Raw genomic sequence first — 14,540 nt, forward strand, 5'->3', positions numbered from 1 at the left:
TCGAGATTCGTCGCTCTTTCGGGGGGGGGGGGGGTTGTGAAGGAGAGAGGGGGGGGGGGGGGGGGGTGGTGGGGGGGGGTCGGGCGGCCTGGTCGATTCGGGCGTACCTGGTCGATTCGGGCGTACCTGGTCGGAAGTTCTCGGCAGGTATGCCCGAAAACGCTAGGTATCGCGGGCGTTCTGGGAAAGAACGGGCGCGCTCAGGCCCCGAGCTCGACCAGGACCCGCGGGATCTCGGTGACGAGTTCGCTCGCCAGGTACCCGAGCGGTCCGACCTGCACCGCGAGTCGGTCACCTGCGGCAGCGTGCACGTAGGACGCCCACGCCACGGCCTGTGCCGGATCGGCGCCGCGGGCGAGCAGCCCGGTGACCGCGCCGGACAGCACGTCCCCACTGCCGCTCGTGCCGAGACCGCCCGAGCCGGTGCCCTTGAGCCACGCCCGACCCTGCGGTGTGGCGATGGCGTCGCCGAGGGCCACGACCGCTCCGAAGCGGTTCGCGATCGCCACGGCGTCGGCCACGTCGTCGTCGCTGCACTCCCGCCCGAGCAGGCGTTCGGCCTCGCCGGAGTTCGGCGTCATCACGAGCCGTCCACGCAGCGGTTCGAGGCGGTCCCGCACGTCGGCAGCCACACCGAGGGCGAAGGCGTCGAGCACGACGGTGGTCTGCGGACCGACGACGTCGGCGAGTCCGGCCACGAGGTCACGCGAACCGTCCGGCTCGTCGAGCCCCGGCCCGACCAGCACCGCGTCGGCGCTCGAGGCGCTGTCCGCGATGCCCTCGATCGCACCGACGGCAATGTGTCCGTCCTGGTCCTCGTCGAGGGGTTCGACCCCGGACTCGGGCACCGCGACCGCGACCTCGTTCGCCACGCTCCGGCCGACCGCCAGGGTGAGACGACCGGCGCCGACGCGGAGTGCGGCGAGCGCGGAGAGCATCGCGGCGCCGGGGGTGCGGGCGGCGCCGCCGACGATGAGCACCTGCCCGCGGCCGTACTTGCCGGCACCGGGTTCGGGCAGTGGCCAGTCCCGCAGGAAGTTCGGGGTGACGGGTTCAGTGGACATGTTCGTCGTCCTTCCGGCCGGTGTGCTGGGTGACCTCGTCGTCGTCCAGGTGTCCGATGGAGGAGAACTCCTCGAGCACCCACGGCGATCCGGCATCGTCACGACGGAGTCGGGTGAGAGAGGCGTTCGCGACGGCGTGGGTCCGGGCGAACTCCATGAGCGCCGGCTCGTCGAGGTCGAGGCACACCGCGACGGCGAGCATCACCACGGCGTCGTGCGCGGCGATCACCAGGCGCTCGGCGCCGTCGACCCGCTCGACATCGCCGAGGAGCGACCGGAGCCGGAGCATCACGTCCGCCCACGACTCCCCGCCCGCCGGCCGGTGGTAGTACTTGCCGAGCCACTGCCGCCGGCGTTCCTCGTCCGGGTACCGGTTGCGGACGCCCTGCAGGGTCAGCAGGTCGAGGACGCCGAGTTCGCGGTCGCGCAGCCGCTCGTCCACCCGCTTCTCGGGTTCGGTGATGCCGGCTGCCTCGAGCGCGATCGCGATGGTCTGCTGCGCACGGAGGTACGGCGACACCCACAGCGCGACGGGGACGTGGTCGATCCCGCGGTCGGCGAGCTCCTGGCCGAGGGCACGGGACTGATCGGTGCCGAGCGGGCTGAGCGGGACGTCGGCGTCCCGGAACTCGACGTCGATCACGTCGTCGCCCGCGGCTTCGGCCCGAGCCGCTGCGACGTTCGCGACCGATTCGCCGTGACGGACGAGCCAGATCTCCTGCACTGCCATGCCGCCACGCTAGCCAGAGCGTGCTGTGCCGGTTCACCGGCGCCGGACGGTCACTCCGCGCGGCGCCGGACGGTCACCCCGCGCGGCACCGGACGGTCACCCCGCGCGGCACCGAGCGGTCACCCCGTACGGAGCCGAGCGCTCCGGACCGGTCGGACGGCACACGGGAGCCCCGCCGCCCGGAGTCGCAGCGCCAGCGCATCGAGGTCGAACAGGTCTCGCCACTCGAGCCGGATGATCGTCCGCACACCCGGCACGGTGAGCAAGCGACCGTGCCGCCGCTTCTCGTCGAGGAACACCTCGGTCGGACTCCGGCCGCCCAGGTAGCGCTCCTGGGAGTACTTGGCCCGCCCGTCGATCTCGACGATGACCCCGTGGTCCGGGAACCAGAAGTCGACTGCGGACCGACGTCCGTCGACGACGAACTCCTGCTGCAGCAACGGGTCCGGAAGCCCGAGCTCCCGGAACACGACCCGCGCGAGCGACTCGGCCGGTGACCCGGACCGAGCATCGGCCAGGTCGAGCACCTGCTGCGCCAGGGCTCGGGCGCGGGCCTTCGGAGGAACCGCTCGTCGGAGATCGGCGTCGTCGAACCCACGTCGCAGCGCGGCGTCCGCGATGACCACGCCCGCCCGCAGGTCGCCGGTCATCGCCACGTCGACGACGGTCCGGGGGACGGAGGTGACCGCGATCGCACCGACCGTGGCCCGTTCGCCCCGGCCGACGGGTCTCGTGTGCAGGACCAGCTCGGCGCTCCGGCCCCGGTACATCGACTCGGGCACCGTCGCGTGCACCGGGACGTCCCACCCGCCGAGCGCCGGGAGGCCGTGCAGGGCCGCGGCGGAGAGGTGCGATGCCGTCGCCCGTGTGCCGAGACGGCCGAGCCGCGCGAAGACCCGGGTGACGTACCGCTGACGAGGCCCGGCGGCGTCCCACGCGGCACCGTCGACGAAGGCGTTCGGCCCGACCCGGACCAGGCGGCCGACACCCTGCGTCCGGCTTCGGCGGCGCAGGGTGGTGGCATCGAGGCCGGCCTCGTGCATGGCGGAGGCTCGGAGGATGGGCAGCGACTCGTTCATGCACGTGACGATGCCGGACCGGCCATCCGTTCCGGAGGCCGATGTCGGGAACTGTGGACGGGCCTCCAGGCCTGGGCGGTTGTGGAGGGGAGACGTTCCTTCCCAGAACGCGCGCGATGCCAAGCGAAATCGGGCATACCTGGCCAGAAGTTCCGACCAGGTACGCCCGATTCGACCAGCTACGCCCGATTCCACCCGGCCCGGCCCGCGCCCGCACCCCACCCGCCCCCCACACGCAACACGGCGCCGGACGGAACGCACCCGTGTCCCGTCCGGCGCCGCGGTCTCTCCCCGACCGAACGCCGAGCCCGCTGCCTCAGGCCCGACGCACGCGCAGCGTCACGATCTCGAACGGACGCAAGGTCAGCACGACGGGCTCCCCGGCCGACCACGAGCGCTCCAGCGGCCGTTCGAGCAGGTCGACCTGCGCCACCGACGCAGCGTCGAACCCGAAGGAGACCCCGACGTCAGCAGCCCGGCCCCCGAGTCCTTCGTACAGTCGCACGACGACGTCTCCGGAGCGGTCCTCGGCGAGCTTGACGGCCTCGACGAACACCTGCGGCGACGACACCGTGACGAGCGGCGCGACCTCGGCCGACCCGGGCACGCTCCGCACGGGCAGGTTCAGCCGGTACCCGGAGTCGGCGGCGTCGAGCACCGAGGCCCCGATCCGCAGCACCGTCCGGAACACGTGGTGCCCCTGGTCGGCGTTCGGGTCCGGGAACGTCGGCCCGCGCAGCAGCGACTCCCGCACGAGCGTGGTGATCCCGCCGTCCGGCCGGGTCTCGCGCGTGATGTCGTGACCGTAGGTCGAGTCGTTCGCCACCGCGACGCCGAACCCGGGCTCCGCGACGTGCACCCAACGGTGCGCCGAGGTCTCGAAGCGGGCGTGGTCCCACGAGGTGTTCTGGTGCGTCGGCCGGTCGATGTGCCCGAACTGGATCTCGCTCGAGGCGGACGACGCGAGCACGTCGATCGGGAACGCGAGCTTCAGCAGCTTCTGGTGCTCGTGCCAGTCGACCTCGGTCTCGACGCTCAGCTCGGGTTCGCCCTGCACGGCGGAGTAGCGCGTGGTGAGCGTCGACGATCCGAAAGACCGTTCCACCACGAGCTCGTCGCCGTCGACCGAGACGGACGACGCCGACAGCACCGTGCCGTTGCGCTGGTAAGCGCGGTCGATGTCCCACGCCTCCCACTGGTTCGGGGTGTCCCGGAAAACCGTGTACTCCGCCGCCGCAGCGCCTGGTGCGATCGCGTCGCGTCCGGTGGCGTGGTCGACGAACGAGACGACGTGGCCGGCAGCGTCGATGGTCGCGGTGACGACGCCGGTGTCGAAGACGAAGCGGTCGCCGCTCCGGACGGGAGGCACGGGTCGCGGCGCGTGGACGACCGAACCTGCCAGGGCGGTCACGTCCCCTGCCGCGACCGGCGAGGCGTTGAAGCGCACGACCGACGCGGTGTCGTCGGCTGCGCCGGCAGCGGCACCGATGACGGCTGCGCTCCCGCCTGCGGCGAGCGCCGTCGTCGCGCTCCCGATCAGCCCCTCGAGCACCTCGGCGACCCGGGCGTACTGCTCCTCGGCGTTCTCGTACACCCACGCGATCGAGGACCCGGGCAGGATGTCGTGGAACTGCTGCAGCAGGACGGTGTGCCAGGCGTCCTCGAGTTCGGCGTACGGGTACTCACTGCCGAGCCGGACCGCCGCCGTCGCCGCCCAGAGCTCGGCTTCGCGGAGCAGGTGCTCGGAGCGGCGGTTGCCCTGCTTCGTGCGGATCTGCGACGTGTAGGTGCCGCGGTGGAACTCGAGGTACATCTCCCCCGACCAGACCCCCGGTGTCGGCAGCTCGGCCTCGAGCTGCTCGAACACCTGCGCCGGCGTGCCGAGTGTGACGTGGGGCGACCCGTCGAGGTCGTGCTGGCGGTGTGCGGCCCCGACCATCTCGCGGGTGGGACCGCCACCGCCGTCGCCGAAGCCGTACAGCAGCATCGAGGTGTTCGCGGTGCCGCGTTCCTTGTTGTTCCGTTCGCCGCGGCGCAGGTCGGCGGGTGAGACGTCGGAGTTGTAGGTGTCGGCCGGGGGCAGGTGCGTCAGGACGCGCGAGCCGTCGATGCCCTCCCAGTGGAACGAGGTGTGCGGGATGACGTTCGTCTCGTTCCATGACGGCTTCTGCGTGACGAACCACTTCGACCCGGCGGCGCGGACGATCTGCGGCAGGGCGCCCGAGTAGCCGAACGAGTCGGGGAGCCAGGCCTCGGGGGTGTCGATGCCGAACTCCTCGAGGAAGAAGCGCTTGCCGGCGACGAACTGGCGGGCCAGGGCCTCACCGCCGGGCAGGTTGGTGTCCGACTCCACCCACATGCCGCCGACCGGGATCCACCGCCCTTCGGCGACGCGCTGCTTGATGCGGGTCCAGATGGACGGGTACTCGTCGCGGATCCACGCGTACTGCTGCGCGGACGAGCAGGCGAAGGTGAAGTCGGGGTCACGGTCCATCAGGTCGAGCACGTTCGAGAACGTCCGGGCGCACTTGCGCTTCGTCTCGCGCACGGGCCACAGCCAGGCGGAGTCGATGTGGGCGTGCCCGACGGCGATCGCGCGGTGGGCGGCGGGGCTGGCGGGGACGGCGAGCACGGGCGCCAGGACCTGCCGGGCGTCCGCGGCGGTGCCGGCGACGTCGTCCGGGTCCAGGGCGTCGGCGGCGCGTTCGAGTGCCCGCAGGATGTCGGCGCCGCGGGTGCCGTCGGTGGGGAGTTCGGCCATCAGCCCGCGCAGCACCCAGAGGTCCTGCTGCAGTTCCCACACGGTGTCGTCGCGCTCGACGACCTCGAGGGCCTTCAGGCGGTAGATCGGGTCGTCGCCGGCGGTGGAGCGCGAGCCGAGCGGCGTCGCACCCTGGAACGAGTCGCCGCCGATGTCCGGGTTCGCCCCGGCCTCGATCCAGAGCTCGAAGGACTCCCCCGGGCCGACCTCGAGCGGCACGGTGTCGTTCCGCGGCTCGATCGCCTTGATCGTGGAGCCGTCGGCGCGGAACGCGAGTCCCTCGGCCTGGAACCCGGGCTGCCGCTTGGTGAACCCCAGGTCGACGAGGAGCTCGGCGGTGGTCCCCGGCGCGGTGCCGAAGTCCGCCGGCACGGTCCCGGTCACCCGGAACCACGTCGTGCCCCACGGGCGTCCGCCCCAGTGCGACCCCACCGTGAACGGTGTGTACGTCTCGCCCACGGCGGCGTCGAACGGTACCGGTTCGCCCGGCACCTCCCACGCCTCGATCGTCACCGGCGCCGAGCGACGGAGGACGGCGGGATCGACGCGGTCGCGCACGAGGCGGGCGATCCGGGCCTCGACGAGCGGTTCGTCCTGGTGCATGTGCTTCCTTTCTGGTTGCAAGACACCGGTGTTCGCGAACGGAACCGCGGTTCGCGGGTGTTCGACGCGCGAACACCGGTGTTTTGCGGGGCGTGGACCGGCGGATCAGCCCTTGATGCCGCCGGCGAGGGCGTTGCCGCCGCCGAGGCCTCGGGACACGATCACGTAGAGGGCGATGACGGGCACGGAGTAGACGATCGAGAACGCGGCGAGCTGGCCGTACGCCACCGCCCCGTTCTGCCCGAAGAAGTTGAAGATGCTCACCGCGGCGGGCACCTTCTCGGGCGAGAGCAGCAGGACGAACGGGACGAAGAAGTTCCCCCACGCCTGGATGAACACGAAGATGAACACGACCGCGATGCCCGGACGCATGAGCGGGATCACGATGCGGGTCAGCGTGGTGAGCATCGAGGCGCCGTCGGTCCACGCCGCCTCTTCGAGCGAGATCGGCACCGAGTCCATGAAGTTCTTCGCCATCCAGATCGCCATCGGCAGCGACGTGGCGGCGAGGAAGAAGATGCAGCCCCACACGTTGTCGATCAGGTTGAGCGACACGAACAGCGCGTAGACGGGCACCATCATCGCGGTGATCGGCAGGCCAGTGCCGAACAGGATGCTGTACAGGAACGGCTTGTTGACGCGCATCTTGTACCGGGACAGCGGGTACGCGGCGAGCAGGGCGAACACCACGGTGACGACCGCGGTGCCGCCGGAGAGCAGCAGGCTGTTCGCGAGCGGGATGAACGACAGCTCGGGGGTGAGCACCTTCGCGAAGTTGTCGAGCGTGAACTGCGAGGGCAGCTTCACCGACAGCGAGGCCTGGGTGTCGAACGAGGCGAGCACGAGCCAGAGCAGCGGCACCGCGAAGCACACCGCGATGACGAGCAGCACGACGTTCGACACCCACCGCATGGTGCGGCCGCGCGGGGACGTCATGTGCATCGACCCCGGTGCGGTCACCGAGCGGGTCGTGGTCTGGTCGAGGGACGGGGCTGTCATGGCCATCAGTCCACCTCCGGCTTGAGGGCCCGGATGTAGATGATCGAGAAGACCGCCCCCACCACGAGCAGGATGGTCGCGATCGCCGTCCCGAAGCCGAGCTGCGAGAACTTGAACGCCTCCTGGTACGCCAGGATCGGCAGGGTCGACGAGTTCGTGCCCGGGCCGCCGCCGGTCATCACGAAGATCAGCGTGAAGACCGACAGGGTCTGCAGCGTCGTGAGCATGAGGTTCGTCGAGATGCTCCGGCGGATCACCGGGAGCGTGATGTAGACGAGCCGCTGCCAGCCGGTGGCTCCGTCGACCTCGGCAGACTCGGTGATCTCCTCGGGGACCTCCTGCACGGCGGCCGAGTAGACGAGCATCGAGAACGCGGTGCCGCGCCAGATGTTCGCCAGGATCACGGCGAGCATCGGGTACGTGTAGAGCCAGTTGGCGCCGGTGATCCCGATCGACGCGAGGAACGTGTTGAGCGTCCCCTCGTCGTTGAAGAACGCGTACGCCGCGAACGACGCCACGATCTCCGGCAGGACCCACGCCGCCACCACGAAGGTGCCGACGATCGCCCGGACGGCCTTGTTCGCCGAGCGCATCAGCAGGGCCAGCCCGAGGCCGAGCACGTTCTGTCCCACCACGGCCGAGGCCAGCAGGAAGACGACGGTCAGGATGACGGACTTCGGGAAGTCCGGGTCCTGGAACAGCTCGACGTAGTTCTGGAAGCCGACGAACTGCTGGTCGGCCGCACTGGCACCGGTCAGGGCCGAGTTGGTGAACGACCCGTAGAACGACGAGATGACGGGGCCGAGCAGGAAGATGACGAGGAGGACCAGGGCGGGCAGGAGCGGGACCGCTCGTCCGACGTTCCGCAGTGGTCGCCGCTTGCGCGGCACGGGTGGATCGGTGCGCTTCGGCGCACCGGGCGCCGACAGCGTCGGCGCGAGGGGGGTGCTGGACACGATGGGTGCCTTCCGGGTGCGGAGGGGTTCCGAAGGTGGGGAAGAGCGGACGGGAGGCGCGGTGCGGGACCGCCCCGCGCCTCCAGTCCGTCAGTGGGTGACGTCCGTCAACCAGCGGAGACGGTGTTCTCCTTGCCGACCACCTGCGTGACGGCCTTGTCGTAGGCGGCAGCCGCGTCCTTCGGCGACTGCTGACCGGTCATGACCGCTTCCATCGCGACCTGGATCGCGTTGGACACCTGCGAGTAGTCACTCGTCGCCGGGCGGAAGTTGGTGTTCTCCACCAGCCCAGAGAAGAACTTGAACGTCGGGTTCGCCGCCGTGTAGGCCGGGTCGTCCGCGACGTCCTTCCGGACGGCGATCTGGCTGTTCTCGGTGTCGTACTTCAGCGAACCGTCCTTGTCGAGGAAGCTCGTGATGAAGTCGAACGCCGCCTGCGGGTTCTTCGACTTCGCGCCGACCGCCAGGGTCCAGCCGCCGGACATCGAGTTGTAGCCGGGAGCCTGCCCGTTCTGGGTCGGCATGGGCGCCTGGCCCATCACGTCGTTCCACTCGGGCCACGGCGCGGTGCCGGACTTCAGCCACGTGCCGGACTGCCACGAACCGTCCAGGTCGATCGCGAGCTTGCCCTTCGGCAGCCACGTCTGGGCGATGGTCGTGCCGACGTTCGTGTCGAGCGCCTGCTGCGGTGTCGGGCCGAGGCCGCCCTGGTAGACGTCCTTCACGAACTTGAGCGAGTCCTCGAACTGCTTCGAGCCGGTGACCCACTTCTTGTCCTTGTACAGGGTGTTGCCGGAGCCGTCGGCGCCGTACAGGAGCATCTCGAAGCCCTGCATGGTCGAGGCCTCGCCCTGCGCCTTGCCCGAGTAGATGTTGAACGGGATGACGTCGGGCTGCTTCTCCTTGATGGTCTTCGCCGCCGCGAGCACGTCGTCCCACGTCTTCGGCTTCCACGGGACGTCGAGCCCGGCCTTCTTGAAGATGTCCTTGTTGTACCAGAGGGCTCGGGTGTCGGTGCCCATCGGGACGCCGTAGATCTTGCCGTCGTCACCCTGCCCGGCCTGCTTGGCGTTGTCGAAGAACTGGTCCCACTCGTCCCACTTGTCCGTGTACTTGTCGAGTGGCAGCAGGTAGCCCGCCTCGGCATCGGCCTTGACGAGGAACGTGTCCTCGTACATGACGTCCGGGGCGGTGGCCGGCGCCTTGTTCATGAGCGCGAGCTTGGTGTAGTAGTCGTTGCCCTGCGCCTGGATGGGCACGAGGGTGACCTTCTTGCCGGGGTTGTCCTTCTCGTACTGCTTCTTGACGACCTTCATCTGGGCGTCGAGCTGCTGGAAGGCGCCGAACTTCTGGTAGGCGATCTTGATCGTGTCGCTCGAGGCGGACCCCGAGCTCGAGCAGCCAGCCAGACCGACTGCGGCCACGGCCACAGCTGCGAGTCCGGCGATGATGCGGGTGCGTTTCATCGGTGCTCCTTTGCACGGGTGATGTCCGCGGGCACCATCGCCCGCGCGCAGGATTAGTCCACCGTATTGACTTAACCGTGTCAAGGAGTTTCTCGGGTGGATTCGGGCGTACCGGGTCGAAACGGGCGTACCGGGCGGAATCGGGCGTGCCGGGTCGAATCGGGCGTACCGGGCGGAATCGGGCGTACCGGGTCGGAAGTTTCGACCAGGTACGCCCGATTCCGCTTCCCATCGCGTGCGTTCTGGGAAGGAACGTCCGTCAGGAGATCGGGGTCGCGCTCCCCGTCACCGTGATCCCGCCGGCCTCGGGCACGTCCACGAGCAGCAGACTCGGACGCCCGACGTGCCGCCCCTGCCGGATCGTGACGCGGTCGCCCGGCTGCACCGCACCGATCTGCCGCAGGTACGCCCCGGTGGACGCCGCTGCCGATCCCGTCGCCGGGTCCTCGGTGATGCGCCCGGCGGGGAACAGGTTGCGCGCCTCGTACTCCCGGTCGCCGGTGCGGTGCAGCACCGTGACCGTCCCCGCCCAGCCGGCCTCGCGCTTGAGCTCGGCGAGGGGCCCCGGCGCGAACCGGAACTGGTGGAACAGCTCGCCGTCGTGCAGCACGAGCACCGGGTGCCAGTTGCCGGCGAAGGACTCCAGCACCGGGAACCCCGGAGCGATGTCCGCGGCCGAGAGCCCGAGCAGGTCGAACAGCCGCACCAGCAGACCCGGCTCGATGTCCCGTGTCGCCGGCTCGACGCTCGTCATCGCGACCTGCACCGCGCCGTCCGCACCGACGGTGGCGTCGAGCGCGACCTCGCCAGCCAAGGTCGTGAACACCCGGCGGCCCGGTCCCTCGCGCTCGGCCAGCGCGACGGCCAGTGCGACGGTGGCGTGCCCGCAGAACGGCACCTCGGCGCTCGGCGAGAAGTAGCGGACCCGCGGCCCGGTCGACGTCGCACCCACGACGAAGGCGGTCTCGGGGTACCCGACCTGCCGGGCGATCGCGAGCATCCGGTCGTCGGACAGTCCGGCCGCGTCGAGCACGAGCCCGGCGGGGTTGCCACCGCCCGGCTCGGCGGCGAACGCGGTGTACCGGAGGATCTCCTGCTGCATGCCCCGACGCTACTGCGGTGTCACGACGGGGTGCGCGGGCCGATCACCGACGGGTGGCCCGGACTGCTGCGGCGCCGCGGGTGGCTCCGAGGGCAGCGCGAGGAACACGGCGAGCATGATGTAGCCGGCGGGCACGAAGGAGAGCAGGACCCACCACCCGGAGCGGTTCGTGTCGTGGAGCCGCCGCATCGCGATGGCGATCCAGGGCAGCAGCGACGCGAGCCCGACGACCACGAAGACCCCCAGTGCGATCTGGGCGAAGACCGGCATCGACGTGAGCAGGAACCACCAGACCGGGAACGGGTTGAAGGACTGCATCGCCTGGTCGAGGACGCGCGCTTCCTCCGGGCTCGGCATCGGTGGGGGCGTCGCGAAGAGTCCGATGCCGTACACGATGTTGATCGCAGCGGAGATGATCGCCCACCACAGCGCCCACCACCAGAACTCGGCACGAGCGGCACGACCGCGGAACACGACGTACCCCCGCCAGAACCTCGAGAACGAGGCGGGGAAGGTGGCCTGGTGCCAGGGGACCCCGACCGGTGGCTGCTGCGTCTGGTGCACCGAACCTGCTTACCGGGGCGACCTGGGCACTCCTGAGCACTGCTCGGCAGGCCCGGCGTACTGCGGTGCCCGGGTGGGGGTAACCCCCGACCACTTCCGGGTGCGCACGTGATGTTTCAGCGTTGCGTCCGTCGTGAGACTGGATCCATGAGCACCGACACGCGCCCCACCACCGCCCGCCGCACCCTCCGGATCGCCCTCGCCTCCACCGCCGCGGTGTCCGCCCTGCTGCTGACCGCCGGCTGCAGCGCGATCCAGGACATCGTGCCGAACAAGACCCCGCAGAAGCACTTCGACGCGTACTCCGACGCCCCGCGCTCCGGCGAGTCCGAGGACCTGGCCTTCTTCATGCCGAAGTGGGTGCCGGAGGACGCGAAGGACATCGACGTGCGCCTCCACGTCTCCCAGCCCGGGTACGTCATCGGGTTCGCTTCGAAGGACGGCATCGACGTGGACGACTGCACCCCGCTCGACGAGTCGTACGGCGGCACGGCGATGACCGCCGACTTCCTGCCCGAGGAGCTCCCGACCAAGGGTCTCGTCACCTGCGGCGACGGCCGCGCGGTCACCGAGATCGACGGCCGCTGGTACGGCTGGACCACGAAGGACGCCATCCCGGGTCAGGACGACACCCAGACCATGCACGGGTCGGCGGACTGACCGCAGCCACCCACCGGCCTGGAGGCGCGGGGCGGCCCCGCACCGCGCCTCCCGTCCGCCCTGGGGGCACCCCCACCGCGCATGGTGAGCAGAAACGGTCGGGTCCACTGTGCGAACCCGACCATTCCTGCTCACGAAGTGCGCCCGTGGGGCGTGGGGACTACCCCGCGGCGGCCGCGGTCCGTCGGCGACGCACGATCAGCACGCCCGCGCCCGCCGCGAGCAGCAGGAACGCCACCAACGCACCGGCACCGAGGCCCGCAGCACCCGTGAACGCGAGCTGCCCATCCACGGTGATCGTGATCGGGGTCCACCCGATCAGGCTCCCGTCCGCAGCCGTCACCGCCAGACGATGCGCACCAGCCATCGTGTCCGCCGGGATCGTCACCCGAACCGTCCCGTCAGCAGCCACCACAGCCGTGCCGATCAGCGTCGGCTCCGAGAACAACCACACGTTCACCGTGTCACCGGCCGAAGCAGTGCCGACCGTCACCGTGATCGTCTCCCCCGCACGAGCAGTCGCCGGAGCCGACACCCCACCACGGTTCGCCTCCGTCAACAACGACCCCGACGGTGCCACCGGAGCAACCGGGGCAGCCGAGGGACCCGGGGTCGGGACCGCGGTGGGCGTCCCACCCGGGTTCGGAACCGGGGTCGGCGTCGTGCCGCCGTCGCCCGGGGTCGGGGTCGGCGTGGGCTCCGTGCCCGGGTCGGTGTCACCGCCCTCGCACGGGTACGTCCCGGTCCGGAGCGAGAACCCGTCCGTGTCGTTGTCGTCGGCGTAGAAGGTCGCGCGCTCCCCGTCGGTGCAGACGCCCGAGATCGCGAAGCCCTCGTTGGCGAGCGTGCGGTCGGCGGCCGACGGCGCCTCGTACAGCGTCGAGGCGGTGAAGGCCCCGTCGGCGACCTCGTACAGCGCGGTCCGACCCGAGCACACCTCGTCACAGACCACCCAGAGCGCGTCGAGCGTCGGGTCGAACTGCACTTCGGCGACGACGGCGAGCGAGGTCGCGATCGTGGCGACCCGCGCCGAGGACCCGTCGTCCATCAGGGCGTAGGCGTACACACTCGCGGTGCCCTCGACCCCGACGAAGAACAGCCCCTCGCCGTGTCCGGCGTAGCTCGACGGTGCGTAGGCGGCGCCGGTGCGCTCGTCGGCGAAGCCGTGCGCGGTGAGCCAGGTGTCCGGGATCCAGGTGACGCCCTCGAGCCCGGCGTTCGCGCCGAGCCCGGGGAAGTCCGCGGCGAGGTTCCACTCGTCGGTGGCCCGCAGGGTGCCCTCGGAGCCGTCGGTCGTGGTGTAGCGCAGGACCGACGGGCGGCTCGTGCTCGACACGTCGTTGTTGCGCTCGGTCGACACGTAGACGGCGCCGGGGTCGTCGCTCGTGACGGTCACGCCCTCGGCGTCCGGGGTGCCCGTGCCGTCGGCGTAGCGCAGGTCGGTGCCCGCGGCGTTCGACGGCGCCCAGCCGCCCGCGCCGTCCGAGGTCAGGTGGTAGAGCAGGCCGTCGCCGTTCTGCACGGCCCAGACTTGCCCGTCCCGCGAGGTCTTCGAGGTCGTCCAGTCGAGGCCGCTCAAGTCGCCCGTGAAGGTGTCCTCGTCGTCGAGCACGGTCTCGTCCGGGCCGCCGGGCCAGGCCTCGGCGGTGACGACGCCGGCGAACCGGTTCGCCGCGCCCTTCGTGGGTGCTGCCGTCTCGGCGAAGTCGCCGGTGCCGTCGGGGTTGCGGCCGTACGTCGTGGCGGCGTGCGCCGTCCACGAGGTCGAGTCGACGACCGCACCGCGGGCGTCGAACAGCCGCGCGGAGTCCGCCTTGCCGAGTCCGAAGCCGAACGCCGCCTCGTCGAGGACGGTGAAGCCCCCGGCCGCGACGGTCGTGCCCGCGGGGATCGCGTACGTGTGGTCGTCCTCGCTGTCCCGCAGCACGTACCCGCCCAGGTCGACGGTGGTGCTGCCGGTGTTGGTCAGCTCCACCCAGTCGCCGGGGGTGCCGTCCTGCGACTCGACCTCGTTGATGCGCACGGGTGAGGAGCAGTCGTTCGCCGTGCCCTTCGTCGAGGCCGTGGTGTCCACGAGCGGCCCGACGCCGTCGGCGCAGCGGCCGTAGGTGACACCCGCGTGGGTCGTCCAGGCGTACCGGAGCACCAGGTCGCCGGCGGGGTCGTACAGGCGCGCGGTGTCCGCACCGCCGAGTCCGAAGTCGAAGCCGGGGGCGGTCGCGGACAGCTGGTCGACGACGAAGTACCCGCCGGCGGCGATCGTCGAGCCGCTGGGCAGCACGTACGCGTCGTGCGAGTTGTCGGAGTCGAGGAACGCGTACCCGGTCAGGTCGATCGCGGTGCCCGAGGTGTTCTTGAGCTCGACCCAGTCGGTGTCGTCGGCGTTCGACTCGACCTCGTTGACGACGAGGCCGTTCGCCGCGACGGCGCCGACGGCCGGGTCGTCGTCACCGACGACGGCGAGGGCGGGGCTGGCGGTGACGACACCGGCGGCGACGACCAGGGCAGTCGCGACGGCGGCGCCGATGCGGAGTGTTGGCGGGCGCAGGGTGGGCG

Annotated in this window: 11 protein-coding genes; 1 reads left to right on the forward strand and 10 read right to left on the reverse strand. The window is 70.9% G+C overall.

Annotated elements, in window-relative coordinates:
* Positions 1-200: 200 nt before the first annotated feature.
* The 9 genes from DEJ05_RS17400 to DEJ05_RS17440 all read right to left on the reverse strand — a co-directional run bounded on the left by DEJ05_RS17400 (position 201) and on the right by DEJ05_RS17440 (position 11,324).
* Positions 201-1,064 (reverse strand): NAD(P)H-hydrate dehydratase, encoded by an 864-nt coding sequence (locus DEJ05_RS17400; RefSeq protein WP_111029028.1) that lies wholly within the window; start codon positions 1,062-1,064, stop codon positions 201-203.
* The gene (locus DEJ05_RS17405) at positions 1,054-1,794 is read right to left on the reverse strand and encodes a histidine phosphatase family protein (protein ID WP_111111251.1); all 741 of its coding nucleotides are present in this window, start codon (positions 1,792-1,794) and stop codon (positions 1,054-1,056) included. Before DEJ05_RS17405 ends, DEJ05_RS17400 begins: the two co-directional genes overlap by 11 nt.
* Positions 1,795-1,913: 119 nt before the next feature.
* Positions 1,914-2,873: a hypothetical protein gene (locus tag DEJ05_RS17410; protein ID WP_111111253.1), complete on the reverse strand. Its 960-nt coding sequence runs from the start codon at positions 2,871-2,873 to the stop codon at positions 1,914-1,916.
* A gap of 316 nt (positions 2,874-3,189) precedes the next feature.
* On the reverse strand, positions 3,190-6,237 hold the full coding sequence (locus DEJ05_RS17415) for a glycoside hydrolase family 38 C-terminal domain-containing protein (RefSeq protein ID WP_111111255.1): 3,048 nt from the start codon (positions 6,235-6,237) through the stop codon (positions 3,190-3,192).
* Between the two features lie 105 nt (positions 6,238-6,342).
* Positions 6,343-7,236 carry a carbohydrate ABC transporter permease gene (locus tag DEJ05_RS17420; RefSeq protein WP_371830315.1) on the reverse strand — a complete coding sequence of 298 codons (894 nt, stop codon included), beginning with the start codon at positions 7,234-7,236 and terminating at the stop codon, positions 6,343-6,345.
* A 5-nt stretch (positions 7,237-7,241) separates the two neighbouring features.
* Positions 7,242-8,192 (reverse strand): carbohydrate ABC transporter permease, encoded by a 951-nt coding sequence (locus DEJ05_RS17425; protein ID WP_110894824.1) that lies wholly within the window; start codon positions 8,190-8,192, stop codon positions 7,242-7,244.
* 107 nt (positions 8,193-8,299) lie between these two features.
* Positions 8,300-9,658 carry an extracellular solute-binding protein gene (locus DEJ05_RS17430; protein WP_071404684.1) on the reverse strand — a complete coding sequence of 453 codons (1,359 nt, stop codon included), beginning with the start codon at positions 9,656-9,658 and terminating at the stop codon, positions 8,300-8,302.
* Between the two features lie 259 nt (positions 9,659-9,917).
* Positions 9,918-10,760, reverse strand: coding sequence for a PhzF family phenazine biosynthesis protein (locus tag DEJ05_RS17435; RefSeq protein ID WP_111111257.1), 843 nt, complete (start codon positions 10,758-10,760; stop codon positions 9,918-9,920).
* Between the two features lie 9 nt (positions 10,761-10,769).
* Positions 10,770-11,324 carry a DUF805 domain-containing protein gene (locus DEJ05_RS17440; protein WP_111111259.1) on the reverse strand — a complete coding sequence of 185 codons (555 nt, stop codon included), beginning with the start codon at positions 11,322-11,324 and terminating at the stop codon, positions 10,770-10,772.
* A gap of 147 nt (positions 11,325-11,471) precedes the next feature.
* On the opposite strand from DEJ05_RS17440, the gene DEJ05_RS17450 reads away from it, so the two are divergent.
* The gene (locus DEJ05_RS17450) at positions 11,472-11,984 is read left to right on the forward strand and encodes a hypothetical protein (RefSeq protein ID WP_181440760.1); all 513 of its coding nucleotides are present in this window, start codon (positions 11,472-11,474) and stop codon (positions 11,982-11,984) included.
* A gap of 160 nt (positions 11,985-12,144) precedes the next feature.
* Here the strand turns inward: DEJ05_RS17450 and DEJ05_RS17455 are convergent.
* A partial coding sequence (locus DEJ05_RS17455) for a lamin tail domain-containing protein (protein WP_111111263.1) occupies positions 12,145-14,540 on the reverse strand: 2,396 nt, incomplete at its 5' end.

This window comes from Curtobacterium sp. MCLR17_045 (assembly GCF_003234405.1).
GTDB lineage: Bacteria > Actinomycetota > Actinomycetes > Actinomycetales > Microbacteriaceae > Curtobacterium > Curtobacterium flaccumfaciens.

Bases quoted from the DNA above. Each gene is read 5' to 3' on its own strand.
- DEJ05_RS17415 (WP_111111255.1), bottom strand. From the start codon at position 6,237: ATGCACCAGGACGAACCGCTCGTCGAGGCCCGGATCGCCCGCCTCGTG.
- DEJ05_RS17450 (WP_181440760.1), top strand. From the start codon at position 11,472: ATGAGCACCGACACGCGCCCCACCACCGCCCGCCGCACCCTCCGGATC.
- DEJ05_RS17410 (WP_111111253.1), bottom strand. From the start codon at position 2,873: ATGAACGAGTCGCTGCCCATCCTCCGAGCCTCCGCCATGCACGAGGCC.
- DEJ05_RS17405 (WP_111111251.1), bottom strand. From the start codon at position 1,794: ATGGCAGTGCAGGAGATCTGGCTCGTCCGTCACGGCGAATCGGTCGCG.
- DEJ05_RS17400 (WP_111029028.1), bottom strand. From the start codon at position 1,064: ATGTCCACTGAACCCGTCACCCCGAACTTCCTGCGGGACTGGCCACTG.
- DEJ05_RS17420 (WP_371830315.1), bottom strand. From the start codon at position 7,236: ATGACAGCCCCGTCCCTCGACCAGACCACGACCCGCTCGGTGACCGCA.
- DEJ05_RS17435 (WP_111111257.1), bottom strand. From the start codon at position 10,760: ATGCAGCAGGAGATCCTCCGGTACACCGCGTTCGCCGCCGAGCCGGGC.
- DEJ05_RS17430 (WP_071404684.1), bottom strand. From the start codon at position 9,658: ATGAAACGCACCCGCATCATCGCCGGACTCGCAGCTGTGGCCGTGGCC.